This is a genomic window from Robertmurraya beringensis (assembly GCF_042433785.1).
GTDB classification, from domain to species: domain Bacteria; phylum Bacillota; class Bacilli; order Bacillales; family Cytobacillaceae; genus Robertmurraya_A; species Robertmurraya_A beringensis.
The window spans coordinates 21,670-39,177 of record NZ_JBHLUU010000022.1; the positions used below are offsets into that span (position 1 = coordinate 21,670).

Consider the following 17,508-nt stretch of genomic DNA (forward strand, 5'->3'; position numbering starts at 1 on the left):
CGCTGTGTGAATAGTGTGTCTTTTACTTCTTTTCTATAGAGGAACGGAAAAGCTCGCAAAGCATTTTCACCCGTTTTTCTTCAATAGTTTTTTCGTCAAAGCTCATTGGCTTTGAATTAATTTCATAAATAACAAACCTTCCATCTGAAGTTAACCCTAGATCGATGGAGAATTCAGCAAAGAATCCGTATTTCCTATTTAATTCTCTCCCGCAAAGCTCTACGATTTTTTCGATTAACAGGTCATGTTCCTTTGTTTGAAATAGTGAGTAAGGAAGGAGCTTCCCTCCATTAGGAATATGTGTAGTTACTTGTTGATGACCTGATTGTCTAACACCTACTCCTACAGGGATATGCTTCTCGCCTTGGAAAACAGCCAATATTCTAAAATCATACCGTTTCCCTTGATATAGTTGAGGACTTGCTGCTTGCTGTGCAATATATAATATTTTGAGAAATTTAGTAGACCATTGTTCCCAATAGTGATGAAAGTCATGATATATAGTCTGCCGACTTTGATCTATGAGCAGAACTTTCCCATCTCTTCGCCGTTTAATCATATGAATGCCTCTCCCCATGGAAGAATTGGCTTGTTTTATATAGATAGAACGATGAGCTAAAAGAAATTTTTCTAGTGCTGTTTTGTCGTCGACTTTTATTGTTGGCAAGAAATATTGCTTTAAATCCATATGCTCCTTGAACTGCAAATAACAATCGTATTTGTTTAAAAAACCTGGGTTAAAAAAGGGAATGGATTGTTCTTTAAATAGAGCTACAGTTTCTTTAAAGATGGTGGTGTTTTCATGTTTTCGAAACGGAACCCGGTTGTATACTAGGTGTGGAAAGGGAGCTATTACAGTCTCCCATGTATTATTGCTAGGTTCATATTTTGCTGCTTTTATTCCATGACTTAAAATATCCTCAGGAGAGAATACAATAGATATTCCACCTGTCTTCAATAACTCTTGTTGAATAGATCGGAATAACGGAATATTTCCAGCTAGGTTCTTTTCACCTTTTTTACTGGTTAAGATACCGATAAAAGGATTCCCAAGAATGAGGGAAGTCATTTAAAAACCTCTCCTGGTTTCTTAATCGCTTGCTCTGATAAAAAGACACCAAATGCAAGAGAAAGTTTACGAGTTAATAGGTCAAATTCCTTCATATCAGGATGCTTGAAAATCGAACGACCTGGTTTTGAGTTTGCCTCAAAAAGCCAAACCTTTCCTTCTCGGTCGACTCCTAAATCAAACCCAATTTCTCCAACAATGCCTTCCATATGATTTTCTAACACATGACTAAGTAGAAGACTAGCTTCAGATAACTTTTGCAGTAGCTTCTTTTGTTCCTCTTTATTTTCAATCACTTCTTCTATCGTTTTTATACAACCACCACTTTTTACATGTGTTGTCACACTTCCAGGTCCAGCTACTTTTGCTGCAACGGCGCTAACTTTCCAACGTCCATTTTCATCTTTATTGGTGTGAACTCGGAAATCGACTGGACAGCGCTCATGGCGTAGAAGATGTATCCCTTGTTGGACAATAAGGTGATTGAGCTTGTTATTCGGAAAGGTATGCTTCATTAAAGATTCTAATGTTTCAAACTTTCTAAGACGGTTGATTCCATCAGTATCTCGGAACCGACAATAATAATGGTTCTGGTCTCGATCATAAAGGACTTGATAAATTCCAAGACCCAGGCTTCCATTCATTGGTTTTACATACACATGACCATATAAAGATAGCATTCTTTCAATCATTGAAAAAGAAGTAAAAGGATGTGTTTCTGGTAGTAGAGAGGAAACGGCACCAACCGATTCAAGCCTTTCAAATACATCTAACTTATTAAAAAAGCCTGGATTATACCAAGGAATAAGATACTCGGATTGCAAGCGATCTTTCACTTTTCGCAACGCCGCCTTTTTTTCACTTCGGCGGTTTGGGAGTCGATCATAAATGACATTTGGGAACGGTAAAATGATAGATTGCCAACCGTTCTTATGATAGATAAGTCCCTCTATCGTTCCTTCTTCCCAATTGATATGTTGTTCGCCAAAAACAAATGGGAGGGCTCCAACAAACTTTTTGACAGATAATAACTTCGAAAAAAAGATGGATCTTTCCCCAATCGGCCGCATAGCAAATGGAGTAAAACCAGAGGTGAAAACACCAATAAGAGGACCAATATGAATGGTCTTATCTGCAATGAACAGATGAAACGGAATGTCTAAAGACGGGACTTTAATAGTTTCTGCAATGTCAGGACTAAGAACAAGAGTGTTTTTTCCATCGGGATGTGGATAGCATTTTGCTTGAGTCGCAAATGTTCCGAAAGAGACACGAGTTGGAGCATGATGTTTAGATAGCTCAGCCGGAAAGTATATGGTGCCTTTTTCAAGATGGTCGCTAATGTCAATTCGATATTGTTTTTTCATGATTCATCAAACTCCTTTTTTGCTCCATCAGATGTTTTGCATAAAGGATTGGAGCTAAATCTAACAAGGCTTTTACTTCAGGTGTGGTAGAAACAACGACTTTTCTTCCTGGCTTTGAATTTACATCTAGTATCCACAGTGATCCATCCTTCGCAATTCCGATGTCTACCCCGATTTCAAATAAAGGACGGAAGGTACCTTCTAAAACAGTTGGAAGAAGGGACAAGATATATTGAATTTCTTTTAAAAGAAAAGAAGATGGAGTATTTTCTTTTGACCAGTCCTCGAAGGTAAGAATTTTCCCCCCAGCACTAACATTTGAGACAATAGAGCCAATAGAACCCTCACGAATACCTTTGCCACGAACCATCCACTTCCCGTGTTGATTCTTTTGTAGCAAGATTCGAAGGTCAAAGGGGTGCCCATCTTTATTGGTTAAATGTTTATAAGGTTGAATAAGGAATGTTTTCTTTTTTAAAAGAGATTGAAGCCAAGCTGAAAAAAGTTCTTTTGATTCAAAGACTCGGTTCACATGTTTCCCTTTCTTATCGGTTTCAACAATATATTGTTCTTTTTCTTTTTTAATAAAATATATGCCCTTTCCTTGTGAACCATTGATGGGCTTAATAATGGCTGGATTGATATGGGAAAGCGAGTGTATCACTTGATCAGCATGAGCGACTAGTGCTGAGTGAAGAAGATAAGGATGAAGCTTAGAATGATTCAAGACATCATAAAGTTCCATTTTGTTTGGAAGACCATATCCTAAAAAGGTTACATCCTTTCGTTTTTTTAACCAGCGTACAATGGAAAGGCAACTTTGAGAATGTGTATCATCACCATAAAAGCATCGGTCGTACAAAACATCAGGAAGTGGGAATTCCGCTTTTATCCAGCGGGACTCGCTCGGATTATATTTCTCTCCAACGATAAGTTCTGAAGTTGGGATAATATTCGATGGGACAAATCTAAAGCAACTGATTCCAAAGTTGCTGGCAGCCTGGGCAATTCCACTAAAATAAGAATTTTCATTCCTCAGGTTTAATGTCATGAATCCAAAGGTCAGCATGTATGTTCTCCTCCAATTCCTTGCTTTTGTACTCGAAAGCCAGTGTTGTACATAATTCCATTATTGCTCTTGTGGAAGGTCGGATTTTAACGTCCTGCTCTTCGAAGTTTTTCGAGGGCTTTGAGTTAACCTCAATCAGCCAAAGCTTACCATCCTGATCAATGCCTATATCTAAACCCAGTTCACCGGTAATACCATCTGTTTTATTACTAATAACAGTTGCAATTTCTCTGGCTAACTCTTTCATATCCACGAGTTGCTGGATCGCCACATTTTTTTCGAAGAGCTCTGTTAATGCTTTAACTGGTTTATAGGTTTCGCCACCTCTAGCGATATTTGCTACAAATTGCTTTTCACCTGAAATTCTGGCTACTACAGAGGTGACTTTCCATGCATTATGAAGATTTTTGTGACATAATACTCTAAAATCGATGTGGCGATTTTTATATAAAAGCAAGGGGATGCCCTGCTGAATAATATAGGTTGTATTTTTTCGGAAGCGTGAAAACCATTTGAAAAAACGCTCAACATTAGAAAAGGACATGAAATCATCGCTTTGTGTTCCAGTGGAAACCTTTACGATAAATGAGTGACTTTCTTTATATAAATGTAGGATTTTTCTCCCTTGACTACCATGAATAGGTTTAATAAATAGGCTAGAATGTTTATTTAATAATTCAAGAAAATGGGTTTCCGTAAACAGTAAAGTTTCTGGGAGATGTGGTTGCAAATGGTCTTCTTGAATTAACAGTTCATGAACATCCCATTTAGATAAGAAACGGTCATTAAAGAATGGAATATTCAATCTTGTCATTTCGTTTTTAATTTTATTAAAGTGGTCACTACGTTCTTTTTTTCTTGAGTGAATGCGGTTATAAACTACATCAGGGGGTGGGAATGTATGTTTTTTCCACCCGTCATTATAGTAATAGCCACTAATTTCATCTATTGAAAAATCATCACTTTCAAATACGTAAAAAAGTCCACCTGTTTGCTGTGTATGGTAATGAAGTTCCTCACAAAATGTATGAACAGACCGGAAATTAGGCTCATAATTCGTTTCCGTGCTGTCTGTTATAAGGGCTACAATAGGACCAACTATTAAGGTGTTGAATTCATCAATAAATTTTGCTAAATACTTTGTTGCTTTATTAGGTATTTTAAATTGTGAGAATAGGAATGAAGGTAAGTGTACTTCGTTTTTTGGTATATCACTTATTTCCACATTAACTTCTATACAGACCCTACCAATCTTTAGAAATATGGTAGGACGTGCTAAAATGTGAAAATAACTTGCTATTGCTCGGCTTATCTGGATACAATTTGCTTTTGTTTGAAACGTTTCGGTAGGAATCACCGTAATAGGTAAGTAAGAAGTAGCCATCACGATACCTCTTTCTATTGCCCCTATATATGGGCAAAAGCTGATACGGTATCGTATGAAAAAACAAAACCATTTGTGAAAATTTTTATGGAAGGTAGATGCTGTATGAATATAGCAATAACCATAGTCTTTATGGTTGTCATTGGAGCAGTGATTGGAGGGTTTACTAACTCGCTTGCCATTAAAATGCTGTTCCGCCCGTATCGAGCACTTTATATAGGGAAATGGAGAGTGCCGTTTACTCCTGGATTAATTCCAAAGCGAAGAGATGAATTAGCTGAACAAATGGGGAAAATGGTGGTTGATCACCTGCTAACTCCTGAAAGTATCCAAAAGAAATTTTTAAATGAGCAATTCCAAAAGGATATGATAACCGTTGCTCAAACGGAGCTTGATCAACTGTTAAGAAGTGAACTTACTTTGGCACAAGTCTTCGACCGGCTAGGCTTTAAGCATATAGAAACAAGTGCAACCGAAAAACTGTCCCTATTTATTCAAAGTAAATACGAGGAAATGATGCCACGCTTTAGGGAGAAACCAATAAAGGACGTGCTTCCAAAGGAACTTCAAGAAAAATTAAGTGAAAAGATCCCTGTAATTAGCGAATATATTTTAATAAAGGGGAAGGATTACTTTAATAGTGCCGAAGGTCAGCTTAGAGTGGAAAGAATGATCAATGACTTTGTCCGTGAACGAAGTGGGATGTTAGGGAATATGCTACAGATGTTCTTAGGAAATGTAAATCTCACAGAAAAGATCCGTCCAGAGATTTTAAAGTTTCTTGAAAATGAGGGTACAAAGGACCTGATAACGACACTCCTTTTAAAGGAATGGGAAAAACTATTAAATAAGAAAACGGAAGAATTTGAGGATCAATTAGGAAAAGAGCAATTATTACAACTGATTAATCAAACAGTTATAAAACTTGTGAAGATGGATCAATTTTTTCAAAAACCTATTTCAGAACTACTTGAAAATAATCGTGAGAGCATTATTAACGACTTTGTTCCTGCCGGCTTACGTTTAGTCTTCGACTGGACTACTGGCCGTATGGAGACAATTCTTGAACGATTACACTTAGCAGAAATTGTGAGAGAGCAAGTCGAAACGTTTTCAGTAGAACGCCTTGAGGAGATGGTATTATCCATTTCTAGAAGTGAATTAAAGATGATCACGTACTTAGGAGCATTGTTAGGAGGAGTGATCGGCCTTTTCCAAGGTATTGTTGTTATTTTCATTGGATAGGGATTATTCGCTTTTTATTGAATTGTTTGGTATAGTTGGAAGGATTTCTTGATAAGGAGTGTATAAATATGGCGGTTAATTTACATGATGCAGCTTATGAATTAGAAAAGGCGATTCGCTCAAGTAATGAATATGCGAGTTTAAGAAGAATTTATGATGAAGTAAATGCGGATCCATCCGCTAAACAAATGTTTGAGAATTTCCGTAACTTACAGCTTGAATTACAACAAAAGCAAATGATGGGCCAAGAAATTACTCAAGAGGAAGTAGAGCAGGCGCAAAAGACAGTAGCACTTGTTCAACAACACGAAAAAATTGCTCAGCTAATGGAAGCTGAACAAAGAATGAGTATGATTATTGGTGAATTAAACCAAATAATTATGAAGCCACTAGAAGAACTCTATGGAGCTATGGGACAATAACATCTAAAACACTTTATCTATTTTGATAAAGTGTTTTTTCTTTTCAACAGCAAACTCTGCTTCTCAATTGTTCTATTTGCCTCACTGTTTTCATACATGTGATATAAAGGGAAATGATGAAGGTGGGGGGCACTAACTATGATTTATCGTCTGCTTGCTATAAATATAGACGGAACGCTTCTTCAATCAAACGGGCGAATCCAAAGGTCAACCAAGGAAGCCGTTGAATATGTCCAGGGAAAGGGAATTTATGTTACGTTAGTATCATCTAGAAGCTTTCCATCAGCAAAGAAAGTGGCAAAGGCATTAAAGCTCGATTCTTATTTAGTCACACACCGTGGAGCTTATATTGCAAGCTCGATGGATCAACCGGTATTAGTAAGAAGAATTTCGGAGGATGTCACCTTCGAGTTGGTTCGATTATTAGAAGCCTTTCACTGTCAAATTCGATTAGTAGATGATCGGTATTCACTGGCCAATCGCTCAAGAGTTAGTAATAATTTACTAGCAAAAACAGTGTTTTCTTCAGGGGATCCGGTCTTTTACTCACAACAGTATGTTGATTCACTAAGTGATGCCATTTCAGATGAACCATGTAGTCCACCAAAAATTGAAATATATTTTGAGAGAAAAGAAGACCTTCAGGATGCAAAGAAAGCAATCTACACGATGTATGATGAAGTGGATACATTGCAACTGGATGATCTTCGGTTAGAAATTGTACCAAAGGGTGCATCCAAGTTAACAGGTCTTTTATACTTAGGAGAAAGACTCGGTGTGAAGCGTTCAGAAATGGTTGTAATTGCTGATGCATTGGATGATATAGATATGATTGAAAAGGTTGGGTTAGGTGTTGCCATGGGGAATGCACCCGTTGAGGTAAAAAAGGCAGCCGATTGGGTGACACGATCAAATAATGAAAATGGAGTCGGATATGTAGTAAAGGAACACTTCCGGAAGCAACAGCCGATTGAGTTCTTAAAGAAAATGAATATTATCAAGTAATTGGAAGGTATGGATCAACGATTGAAAGTTGACCCATACCTTTCATTTTTGTACACTTTTAAAGCAATGATATAAATTTAACTAAAAGGTGATTTTTTTGCAGATTAATATACAAGGATTAGTGGAGGAGAAATTCCACCGCCCACTAACAAATATTGCGAACTTATTTTTTGAAGAAACGAAAGTATTCATGGAAAACCATTCGGACCAAGCAGAGTTAACGGTAAATTTTGATTTACGAGTATCGGATTGGATTCATGTACAAGCTGAAATACCTGGTTCCGAGCTACTACATGCAAATTATGAAAAAGTTCTCCCAAATGAACTTTCTCAAAAAGAAAAAGATCGAATGATTAAACATGCGATTTCTTATGTATATTTATCTGTTCTACAAACTTATACAGGAATGACACAGAAGTGGGGGATATTAACAGGAATAAGGCCAACGAAACTTCTCCACAAGATGTTGCACGAAGGAATGCCGAAAGAGGAAGCACACCAAAAGCTTCAAACGGAGTATATGATTTCTGATGAAAAGATTCAATTAATGCAGAACATCATTGATCGTCAATTATCCGTTGTTCCGGACTTGTATCAACTGCAAAACGAAGTGAGCATTTATATTGGCATTCCGTTTTGCCCTACCAAATGTGCGTATTGTACATTTCCTGCCTATGCGATTAATGGTAGACAAGGATCCGTCAATTCATTTTTAGGTGGCCTGCATTTTGAAATGAAGAAGATTGGACAATGGTTGAAGGAAAATAACGTTAAAATAACTACGGTCTATTATGGAGGCGGTACTCCTACGAGTATTACTGCTGAAGAAATGGATATGCTCTATGAAGAAATGTACGAGTCATTTCCTGATGTGATAAACATTCGTGAAGTAACGGTAGAAGCAGGGCGACCTGATACCATCACGCCAGAAAAGCTAGAGGTATTAAAAAAGTGGAATATTGATCGAATTAGTATTAATCCACAATCGTATATTCAGGAAACATTAAAAGCGATTGGCCGTCATCACACGGTAGAGGAAACGATTGAAAAATTTAAGCTTGCACGAAATATGGACATGAATAATATTAATATGGACTTAATTATTGGTTTGCCTGGAGAAGGGGTGGAGGAGTTTTCTTATACACTACAAGAGACTGAAAAGCTCATGCCAGAATCCTTAACTGTTCATACTCTTTCCTTTAAACGTGCTTCCGAGATGACAAAGAACAAAGAAAAGTACAAGGTTGCAGGGCGTAGTGAAATTGAAGACATGATGAGGCTTGCCGAAAACTGGACGAAGGAACATAAATATGCCCCTTATTATTTGTATCGCCAAAAGAATATTCTAGGAAATCTGGAGAATGTAGGATACGCGCTTCCTAATCAAGAGAGCATTTATAATATTATGATTATGGAAGAACAGCAGACGATCATTGGTTTAGGCTGTGGCGCTGCGAGTAAATTTATTGACCCATCAACGGGGAAAATAACACAATTTTCTAATCCTAAAGACCCAAAAACATACAACGACTCATACGAGAAATATACAAATGATAAACTTGAAATTCTCACAAACTTATTCACAAGCCCAGGCTCTTCTATAAAGTAAGTCAATAGGGTAATTGTAGTAGCCACGGATATTTAGTTATCCGTGGTGTTTTTGTATGCCTCGTATATTTGTTCCATATTTAATGGCCGCAGCATTCGGTTTTCTGGTTGATCGATTGGCCGGAATCCGAATTTTTCATAGAGGCTGTGTGCATCCTTCGTCGTTAAATGAAAGGCAGCCCCCTTTAATCTTGGCTCACTAACAATCGTCTCAATTAACCATTTACTTAAACCTTGACCACGGTACTCTTTTATTACAAACACATCTGCTAAATAAGCAAATCTAACAAAATCAGTTATTACGCGAGCAAAGCCAATTTGCTTGGCTGTAGAGTTTTCTTGTGGATTACCATCAAACAGGCCGAAACATAAATTAGAGTTCTCTATTGATTTTACTATTAAATCGCGATTCATCCCCTGTCCCCAATAGGAATCGTGGCAGATAAATCGTTCAATGACATCAAGATTTAAAAGATCTTTGTTCGTTGTAATAAAAAATTGATTATATGAGTAGGTTGATTTCAAAAAGAACACTCCTTTCCTTTTAACTATACCTATTTTTGTAATAATTTAAAATAATTAGTTTTTTATCAAATGGAATACCGATATAATAATAGAAGAGAAGTCATTTGGAGGGGAGAAGGATGAAAACGAATACTGAATCTAATACACTGTTAGTACATGTGAATGGACGAGTCGCAACGATACAATTGAATCGACCAGAAAGCTTAAATTCACTAAATGTTGAACTAATCAAGGGATTGACAACAAAATTAAAGGAAATAAGTATTACAGATGATATTGATGTTGTGGTTATAACTGGAAACGAACGTGCCTTTTCATCAGGAGGCGATATAAAAATGATGCTACAGGAAACGAATGAAAGCGATTTCTTTAATGTGATGGACAACATTAATGAATTGGTTATGACTCTTTATTCTTTACCTAAGCTAACAATTAGTGCTGTATCAGGTTCTGCGGCTGGTCTCGGACTAAGTATAGCTTTAGCGACAGACTATATTCTAGCTGATGAAAAAAGCAAGCTTGCTATGAATTTTATCGGAATTGGTCTCGTCCCTGATGGTGGAGCTCACTTCTTCCTTGAGAAAAAGTTAGGTGAGGATCAAGCCAAACAGCTCATTTGGGAAGGGAAAATAATGACTGCACATGAGGCATTTCAAAAAGGCCTCATTCATGAGGTAGCGCCTAATTATTTGGAAGCATTAAACGATAAGCTGGAGGAGTATTTAAAGAAACCACTTCAAGCTATGATAAAAACTAAGAAAATATTGGTTGAAAAGAACCGGCCACAATTATTAAAAATTCTTGAGCTTGAAAAATATGGACAACATAAAATGAGACAAACAGAGGATCACCAAGAGGGAATCCGTGCCTTTATAGAAAAGCGAAAACCTCAGTTTAAAGGGAAGTAAAGGAAAACTCAGCCAATATTTACTGGCTGAGTTTCTTATGCTTTAAATAGGATTAGATTACCATCAGGGGTTACGAGACGGTGTGTTTTATTGTATAGCTTCTTTTCCTTTAAGAGAACCTCGGTCTTATTCTTTGCCTCGATATCATTCTTCGCCTCGATTGCTTCGTCTATAATTTTTTCCCCAGTAGCTTCAAAACAAGTTAATTTGTAGATCTTCATCCTTTTTCCCCATCGTAATAACTTCCTAGTTTTATTTTCACATAGGTGAGGAGGTTCTTGCAAAATAGAAATTACAAAAATATGTAACTTTTTATATTCTCGAACGTACTACCTTATGGAAGAGGAGGGAAGGACATGGTTTTAAAAATCGAAAACATAACGAAGCGTTTTGGAACGTTTACGGCAGTGAACGACCTATCATTAACCATACCGGAAAGAGAGATGTTTGGTTTTCTTGGGGCAAATGGAGCAGGGAAAACAACAACTTTTCGGATGATTCTAGGCTTAATGGATAGTAGTGATGGTCGAATCACTTGGAATGGTAACCCCATTAATTATTCAACGAGCAGATATATTGGCTACTTACCAGAAGAACGTGGACTGTACCCTAAATTAAAGGTAAAAGAACAAATTGTGTACTTGGCAAGGTTAAGAGGAATGGAGAAGGGAGAAGCACAAACGGAATTAGACAAATGGCTCGAACGATTTAAAGTTCCTGAGTATGCAAACAAAAAGGTTGAAGAGCTTTCTAAGGGAAATCAGCAAAAAATTCAGTTTATCGCAGCCGTTCTACATAAACCAGAACTGCTAATTCTGGATGAACCTTTTAGTGGACTTGATCCTGTAAATGTCGAGTTGTTAAAAGAGGCTGTACTGGACTTAAAGAAAAACGGATCAACGATTGTCTTTTCAAGTCACCGTATGGAGCATGTAGAAGAGATGTGTGAACATTTATGTATCATGCATAAAGGAAGCCCTGTTGTACATGGCTCTCTTAGGGATATAAAGAAAAGTTTTGGTAAGAAAAATGTCGTGATTCATGCTGATTTCTCACTAGACTTTTTAAAAGAATATCCTGGAGTAATTAAGCACAAAAAGACCGCAGAAGGAATTCATCTTCAAATAACGGGTGAAGAAGTAGCGGAGAACCTACTTAAGGAAATTGTACCTTATGGGTTTATACGAAAGTTTGCCCTAGAGGAGCCAAGCTTAAATGATATTTTTATCGAGAAGGTAGGTGCCTCATATGAGTAAGTTTTGGATCATCCTGGCTCATACTTACATGAGTAAAGTGAAATCAAAATCATTTATCATTACAACTGCTGTAACTTTATTGTTAATTGTAGGACTTACGAATCTCTCAAACGTGATGGACTATTTTAATAAAGGAGAATCCGGAGAGGAAATTGCAGTCATTGATGAGAGTGAAGCAATTTTTTCTCCATTAAAGCAGCAAGTCGAAGCAGTCAATGAAGATATTAAACTAACCCAATTTACTGGGGACGAGGATGCGGCAAAGGAAGCAATTCGAGAAGGGGAATATGATGGACTACTTCTTGTACGATTAAACAATGTGAACTTACCTGAAGCAACTTATCATGCAATGACCATTGCTGATACAACCATTGCAAATGAGGTGAAAAATAGCCTCCAGCAATTGAAAACACAGTTAGCTGCCACACAGATGGAACTCTCCACTGAGGAGCTTGCAAAACTGTATGAGCCTGTTGACTTTGAGCAACTAGCACTAGAAGAAAACGCAAAAACAGAGGAAGAACTGAACCAAGCAAGAGGCCTTGTTTATGTACTTTTATTTGTCATCTATTTCTCAGTGATTCTATACGCTAACATGATTGCAATGGAAGTTGCGACGGAAAAATCTTCTCGTGTAATGGAAATTCTTATTTCGAGTGTATCTCCCATTAAGCAGATGTTTGCAAAGATTCTTGGTATAGGTTTGGTAAGTATTACACAAATGGCTGTTTTACTAGGTGTAGGTTATGTTTCCATGAAGCAGAATCTCGATACGATGCAAGGGGGATTTTTTAGCTATCTTGGTTTTGGAGATTTACCCTTAGCTACCCTTATATATGCTGTGGTATTCTTTATTTTAGGATACTTTCTTTATTCCACTCTTGCTGCCTTTCTTGGGTCACTTGTTAGTAGAATAGAAGACCTTCAGCAGATGATTACACCCATGACAATGTTGGTTGTTGCTGGTTTTATGATCGCTATGTTTGGATTAGGCCAACCAGAAACACCTTTCATCACGATCTCTTCATATATACCGTTCTTTGCTCCCATGCTAATGTTCATGAGAGTTGGTATGTTATCGTTACCCATTTGGGAGCCAATACTAGCGATTGCGATTCTTATTATCACTATTATTCTTCTAGCGATCTTCGGAGCAAGAGTATATAGAGGTGGCGTACTAATGTATGGACGATCAACTTCTTTTAAAGATATTAAAAAAGCCCTTCAACTTACAAAGAATGAATAAGCAAGCTTCGATTTTGAAGCTTGTTTTTTTTATTTAGTATAAGAACGTGCATTCGTATTTTTAAGATGCTAAAATATAGAAAAATAGAAAACCAAATGAGGAACCGATTATGAAGCGAGTAACCTTTATTCATGCTGCTGATTTGCATTTAGATAGTCCGATGGTGGGTCTGAAGTCTTTGCCAGCATCCATTTTCTCACGACTAAAGGAAAGTACGTTTGTCGCGCTTGAAAGGATTGTTAATAAGGCGATTGAGGAAAAGGTCGATTTTGTTATTTTAGCTGGTGACCTATTTGATAGTGAGGATAGAAGTATTAAAGCCCAAACAAGACTTCGTAATGAAATGAAGCGGCTTCAAATGCATGGAATACCTGTCTTTGCTATTCATGGAAACCATGATCACCTTGATGGGAGTTGGGCTCATCTTGATATGCCTGAGAATGTACATATTTTTTCCACCGATGTAGAAAGAAAGATATATACAACGGCCAATGGAAGCCATATTCACTTATACGGTTTTAGTTACCCTAGCCGGCATGTTTTCGAAAGAAAAATAGTTGATTACCGAAAAGAGGGCGAAGCGGATTTTCATATTGGGATACTACATGGAAACATCGAAGGAAACCATGAACATGGAAATTATGCCCCTTTTTCGATAAAGGAATTATTAGACAAGGATTTTGATTATTGGGCTCTTGGACATATTCATAAACGCATGATCCTGTCACAAGATCCTCCGGTCATTTATCCAGGCAATACGCAAGGGCGTAATAGGAAGGAAACAGGGCTAAAAGGAGGCTATTTGATTGTGTTAGAGGAAGGGAAAAAGAGTTTTGAGTTTTTTCCTACCTCAGACTGTTTGTGGACAGAAAAGGAGATCAATGTAAGTGAAGTAAATGGGTTTGAACAGCTTTACTTAACCTGTAAAAGCTTGATTGATGCTGAGAGAGAAAGTAAGGTAGGCATTTTGCTTAAACTTCATCTAACCAAGCTAAGAAAGGAAAATAATCCTAGTGAAAGAGACATTTTAAATGATTTATTGGAAGCTCTTCAAGAAGATGAAAAAGAAGAAGCTTCCTTTGTTTGGACATATGCTGTTACAGCTGAGGAACAGTGCATTTGGGATAAGGAGACATTGGCAAATCAAACGGATTTCTATGGTGAGTTATTTCGGCTATCAGGGGAGCTAGGGGAACTCGGACATAGTTTAGACATACTATTTCACCATCCGCAAGCAAGGAAATTTCTAAACCCATTAACTGAAGAGGAAAAAAAAGAAATGATACGATATGCGGAGAGTTTTCTAGTGGATCAATTGTTAAAGGAATAGGAGGTGAAAGATATGATAATTAAAGAGTTACAAATTTATGGTTATGGAAAAATAGAAAATGTTACGATTTCTAATCTACATTCCTTTACCGTTTTCTATGGAGAAAACGAAGCAGGCAAATCAACGATCATGTCCTTTATTCATAGTATGTTGTTTGGTTTTCCAACAAAAGTTCAGGCTGAGCAGAGGTATGAGCCGAAGTCAGGAATAAGGTATGGTGGGAAGCTCCTTTTCGAAATAAACGATAAAGGTCACATCGTTATCGAACGAATAAAAGGCAAAGCCACAGGTGATGTGATCGTTACTTTAGAGGATGGAACAAGGGGAGGAGAGGATCTCCTTAAAGAGTTACTATCCCGTATGGATAAATCTCTTTACCAATCGATCTTTTCTTTTAATTTACAGGGGTTACAAAATATCCATCAACTGAAAAAAGAGGATTTGGGAAGATTTTTATTTTCTACGGGTGCTGTTGGTACTGACCGGCTGGTTTCGATAAATTCGACCCTCCAGAAAGAAATGGATGAAAGGTTTAAACCAAGTGGAAAAAAACCTGTAATTAATGAGAAATTAAAAGAGCTGAAAGAAGTTTATCATCAGCTTAAGAGTTCGGAAAATAAAAATGAAGGCTATTGGCAGTTGGTACGGCAACGCAATGAGCTAGTGGAGGAAATCTCCCAACTAGCTAATAGCGAAGAAGTTTTAATGCAAGAGCTACACCAGCTACAAGAATGGAAAAAGCTTGAACCAGTTGTAAAAGAGCTGGAATATGTAAAAGAGAAAATAGAGGGAAAACCTCCTATTAAGTTTCCTGTTGAGGGGATAAAAAGATTAGATCAAATCATTCAATGGATGAAGCCATTAGAAGCGCAAAAAGAAAGATTAGATAGGAAAATACTAGTGCTTAGTGAGGAGATTAGAAATTCTCAACCCAATCTTGCTCTTCTAGATAAGGAAATAGACATTCAAGAAGCATTAGACAAACTTCCTTTACTTGAAACACTCAGTGAGGAAGAAAAGAGTTTGCGCATTCAACTGGAACATCTACAGAGACAAAAAAGAGAGTGCGTGAGCAAATTACATATTCCTCTACCCGATGATGCGCTCTTAAATATTGATACGAGCATGTTTATGAAGGAACGTGTGAAGATCGCACAGAAAAAACAATGGAAGCTCAATGAAAAGAAAGAAGAACTTGATGCGTTATTTGAGCAAGAAAAGTTGGACTTAGAGTTACTTGAGAATAGGATTGCCTTTTATAAGAATGAGTTGCTTTCGGAGAATGAATATCTCGAGCTTGAGGAAAAGGTAAAGCTTTCGAGCCCAGCTAGCTTAAAAAGTGATCAATTACAAGTGAAACAAACACTCAATATGTTAATGGGATTTGAAGAGGAGGCAAACAAGGAATCGAGGAATCGCTTCTTTCAATTACTCGCATTTACAATCATAAGTATATTCCTTGGTGTATTTGGTCTTATGAGATCAGAACCTTTATTCATTTTTATTAGTATCAGTCTGTTTCTAATTGTATTGTTTTCTTCACTTTCCACGAAAACGAGGAAAACAAAGAAAAATATCCGAACGCAGCTAGAAGATTTATTAAAAGAAGAAAAAGAACTAGATGTACAAATACAAGCATTGAATTCTGATCAATTTCACGAAAATAGCCGCCGGTTAGAAATGGAGAAACAAAAAGCGGAAGAGTTAAAGATCCTTAACGTTAAATGGGAGCAACAAAATACCCATTATGAACGAATAATCTTAGAATTTGAAAAATGGGAAATTGAGTCTGCAGAAATCGAATCGGAGCTAAAATCAATCGCCCAAAAACTTTGCTTATCAGAAGAAGTTACAAAGTCTTATTTAGGAGAGGCATTTGACCTTTTAGAACGTATCAAACAGACGATTCATGAACAACACGCCCTTCAATTACAAATAGATAAAAAAATAGACGTCATTCAAAGGATATCAAATCGTATCGAAGAGCTTGGTAGATTATTTTTTGAGAAACAGTTTCCATTGCCACAACTAGCGTTGGAACTAAGAAATCGATTAAGAGAAGAACAGCAAAAGTATATAATATTCAGTGGAAAAAACGAAAAACTCGACGAAAGTAAGGAGGAGCTTGAGAAGGTTATAAGTGAGCTGAATCAGTTCCGTAATGAAATGAATGAACTGTTTGTTTTAGCTGATGTAATCAATGAAGAAGAGTACCGTAGTGCAGGGCTTGAAATGGACAAACAAACGGAGGATAGAAATAAAATAGAAGAACTTCAAAAGCAAATCGCTTTTTCATCATTAACAAAGGAAGTAATCGGAAAATTAATAAAGATTACTGATATCAAACAAGCCATAATAGAAAAGAATACGGACATTGAACAGAATCATAAAAGACGTGAGGAAGCTCTAAAAACTCTATCTGAAACAAAACACCAAATTTCAATTCTAGAAGAAGGAGGTAAATATTCAGAACTCCTTCATAAGTATACGCAATTGAAAGCGGAGTTAGAGGATGAAGCAAAGGACTGGGCACGCGTGGCTCTAGCTAAAGAGCTTTTGAACAAAACCATGAAGGTATTTAATGAAGAAAAGCTGCCAGCGGTTTTAGGAAAAGCCGAGGAATACTTATCATTTTTAACGGAAGGCAACTATCAGCGCATCGTTCCAAAAGAGAATGAAAGTGGGTTTTATATTCATCGAAAAGATTATTCTGTATTCGAAGCTAATGAACTAAGTCAAGCGACCATGGAGCAGGTGTATGTTGCGATCAGACTTGCTCTTGTAACCACTATTTATAAAAAAAGACCCTTCCCAATTATGATTGACGATAGCTTTGTAAACTTTGATCACGTTCGAACGAGTCGTGTTCTTGAATTATTAAAGAAAATAACGAATAATCAAGTTTTGTTCTTCACTTGCCACCGTCATTTACTGAAGGATTTACAAGGTAGCCATATCATCCGTCTTGAAGAAATGCCCGTTCCTCAGTTGAAGTGAGGACGGGATTTCTTATTATGACGAAAGAATTACCATAATCAAGTCTATGAATATTGACTGTTATGATGATTAAATAT

At 37.0% G+C, this 17,508-nt stretch carries 15 protein-coding genes; 9 read left to right on the plus strand and 6 right to left on the minus strand.

Features of this window, described 5'->3' with window-relative positions:
• Positions 1-22: 22 nt before the first annotated feature.
• The 4 genes from ACFFHF_RS07130 to ACFFHF_RS07145 are packed head-to-tail and all read right to left on the minus strand — an operon-like array spanning position 23 to position 4,889.
• Complete coding sequence (locus tag ACFFHF_RS07130; protein WP_160548178.1) at positions 23-1,069, minus strand: YheC/YheD family protein; 1,047 nt, start codon at positions 1,067-1,069, stop codon at positions 23-25.
• Complete coding sequence (locus ACFFHF_RS07135) at positions 1,066-2,436, minus strand: YheC/YheD family endospore coat-associated protein (RefSeq protein ID WP_160548179.1); 1,371 nt, start codon at positions 2,434-2,436, stop codon at positions 1,066-1,068. Before ACFFHF_RS07135 ends, ACFFHF_RS07130 begins: the two co-directional genes overlap by 4 nt.
• Positions 2,414-3,505 (minus strand): YheC/YheD family protein, encoded by a 1,092-nt coding sequence (locus ACFFHF_RS07140; RefSeq protein WP_160548180.1) that lies wholly within the window; start codon positions 3,503-3,505, stop codon positions 2,414-2,416. The genes ACFFHF_RS07135 and ACFFHF_RS07140 overlap by 23 nt, the downstream gene beginning before the upstream one ends.
• A complete protein-coding gene (locus tag ACFFHF_RS07145; protein WP_160548181.1) occupies positions 3,465-4,889 on the minus strand; it encodes a YheC/YheD family endospore coat-associated protein in 1,425 nt (474 codons plus the stop codon). The genes ACFFHF_RS07140 and ACFFHF_RS07145 overlap by 41 nt, the downstream gene beginning before the upstream one ends.
• 105 nt (positions 4,890-4,994) lie before the next feature.
• Here ACFFHF_RS07145 and ACFFHF_RS07150 point away from each other — a divergent pair, with 105 nt between their 5' ends.
• From ACFFHF_RS07150 to ACFFHF_RS07165, 4 genes are all read left to right on the plus strand, one after another.
• Positions 4,995-6,134, plus strand: coding sequence for a DUF445 domain-containing protein (locus ACFFHF_RS07150; RefSeq protein WP_377057796.1), 1,140 nt, complete (start codon positions 4,995-4,997; stop codon positions 6,132-6,134).
• A 68-nt stretch (positions 6,135-6,202) separates the two neighbouring features.
• Complete coding sequence (locus ACFFHF_RS07155) at positions 6,203-6,556, plus strand: YlbF/YmcA family competence regulator (RefSeq protein WP_160548182.1); 354 nt, start codon at positions 6,203-6,205, stop codon at positions 6,554-6,556.
• 138 nt (positions 6,557-6,694) lie between these two features.
• Positions 6,695-7,561 carry a Cof-type HAD-IIB family hydrolase gene (locus ACFFHF_RS07160; protein WP_160548183.1) on the plus strand — a complete coding sequence of 289 codons (867 nt, stop codon included), beginning with the start codon at positions 6,695-6,697 and terminating at the stop codon, positions 7,559-7,561.
• Between the two features lie 88 nt (positions 7,562-7,649).
• Positions 7,650-9,170: a coproporphyrinogen III oxidase gene (locus ACFFHF_RS07165; RefSeq protein ID WP_377057797.1), complete on the plus strand. Its 1,521-nt coding sequence runs from the start codon at positions 7,650-7,652 to the stop codon at positions 9,168-9,170.
• Between the two features lie 32 nt (positions 9,171-9,202).
• Here the strand turns inward: ACFFHF_RS07165 and ACFFHF_RS07170 are convergent, their stop codons facing one another.
• A complete protein-coding gene (locus tag ACFFHF_RS07170) occupies positions 9,203-9,694 on the minus strand; it encodes a GNAT family N-acetyltransferase (RefSeq protein WP_340902778.1) in 492 nt (163 codons plus the stop codon).
• 119 nt (positions 9,695-9,813) lie between these two features.
• Here ACFFHF_RS07170 and ACFFHF_RS07175 point away from each other — a divergent pair, with 119 nt between their 5' ends.
• Entirely contained in the window at positions 9,814-10,602 is a 789-nt protein-coding gene (locus tag ACFFHF_RS07175) for an enoyl-CoA hydratase (protein ID WP_160548185.1), read from the plus strand.
• Positions 10,603-10,637: 35 nt separating this feature from the next.
• Here the strand turns inward: ACFFHF_RS07175 and ACFFHF_RS07180 are convergent, their stop codons facing one another.
• Positions 10,638-10,823, minus strand: coding sequence for a YhzD family protein (locus ACFFHF_RS07180; RefSeq protein WP_160548186.1), 186 nt, complete (start codon positions 10,821-10,823; stop codon positions 10,638-10,640).
• 135 nt (positions 10,824-10,958) lie between these two features.
• Here ACFFHF_RS07180 and ACFFHF_RS07185 point away from each other — a divergent pair, with 135 nt between their 5' ends.
• The 4 genes from ACFFHF_RS07185 to ACFFHF_RS07200 all read left to right on the plus strand — a co-directional run bounded on the left by ACFFHF_RS07185 (position 10,959) and on the right by ACFFHF_RS07200 (position 17,431).
• Positions 10,959-11,858: an ATP-binding cassette domain-containing protein gene (locus tag ACFFHF_RS07185; protein ID WP_160548187.1), complete on the plus strand. Its 900-nt coding sequence runs from the start codon at positions 10,959-10,961 to the stop codon at positions 11,856-11,858.
• A complete protein-coding gene (locus ACFFHF_RS07190) occupies positions 11,851-13,104 on the plus strand; it encodes an ABC transporter permease (RefSeq protein ID WP_160548188.1) in 1,254 nt (417 codons plus the stop codon). The genes ACFFHF_RS07185 and ACFFHF_RS07190 overlap by 8 nt, the downstream gene beginning before the upstream one ends.
• Before the next feature lie 109 nt (positions 13,105-13,213).
• Entirely contained in the window at positions 13,214-14,434 is a 1,221-nt protein-coding gene (locus tag ACFFHF_RS07195) for a metallophosphoesterase family protein (protein ID WP_377057799.1), read from the plus strand.
• 12 nt (positions 14,435-14,446) lie between these two features.
• Positions 14,447-17,431: an AAA family ATPase gene (locus ACFFHF_RS07200; protein WP_160548190.1), complete on the plus strand. Its 2,985-nt coding sequence runs from the start codon at positions 14,447-14,449 to the stop codon at positions 17,429-17,431.
• The last annotated feature ends 77 nt before the right edge of the window (positions 17,432-17,508 follow it).

Bases quoted from the DNA above. Each gene is read 5' to 3' on its own strand.
- ACFFHF_RS07130 (WP_160548178.1), bottom strand. From the start codon at position 1,069: ATGACTTCCCTCATTCTTGGGAATCCTTTTATCGGTATCTTAACCAGT.
- ACFFHF_RS07135 (WP_160548179.1), bottom strand. From the start codon at position 2,436: ATGAAAAAACAATATCGAATTGACATTAGCGACCATCTTGAAAAAGGC.
- ACFFHF_RS07140 (WP_160548180.1), bottom strand. From the start codon at position 3,505: ATGCTGACCTTTGGATTCATGACATTAAACCTGAGGAATGAAAATTCT.
- ACFFHF_RS07145 (WP_160548181.1), bottom strand. From the start codon at position 4,889: ATGGCTACTTCTTACTTACCTATTACGGTGATTCCTACCGAAACGTTT.
- ACFFHF_RS07150 (WP_377057796.1), top strand. From the start codon at position 4,995: ATGAATATAGCAATAACCATAGTCTTTATGGTTGTCATTGGAGCAGTG.
- ACFFHF_RS07155 (WP_160548182.1), top strand. From the start codon at position 6,203: ATGGCGGTTAATTTACATGATGCAGCTTATGAATTAGAAAAGGCGATT.
- ACFFHF_RS07160 (WP_160548183.1), top strand. From the start codon at position 6,695: ATGATTTATCGTCTGCTTGCTATAAATATAGACGGAACGCTTCTTCAA.
- ACFFHF_RS07175 (WP_160548185.1), top strand. From the start codon at position 9,814: ATGAAAACGAATACTGAATCTAATACACTGTTAGTACATGTGAATGGA.
- ACFFHF_RS07180 (WP_160548186.1), bottom strand. From the start codon at position 10,823: ATGAAGATCTACAAATTAACTTGTTTTGAAGCTACTGGGGAAAAAATT.
- ACFFHF_RS07185 (WP_160548187.1), top strand. From the start codon at position 10,959: ATGGTTTTAAAAATCGAAAACATAACGAAGCGTTTTGGAACGTTTACG.
- ACFFHF_RS07190 (WP_160548188.1), top strand. From the start codon at position 11,851: ATGAGTAAGTTTTGGATCATCCTGGCTCATACTTACATGAGTAAAGTG.
- ACFFHF_RS07195 (WP_377057799.1), top strand. From the start codon at position 13,214: ATGAAGCGAGTAACCTTTATTCATGCTGCTGATTTGCATTTAGATAGT.
- ACFFHF_RS07200 (WP_160548190.1), top strand. From the start codon at position 14,447: ATGATAATTAAAGAGTTACAAATTTATGGTTATGGAAAAATAGAAAAT.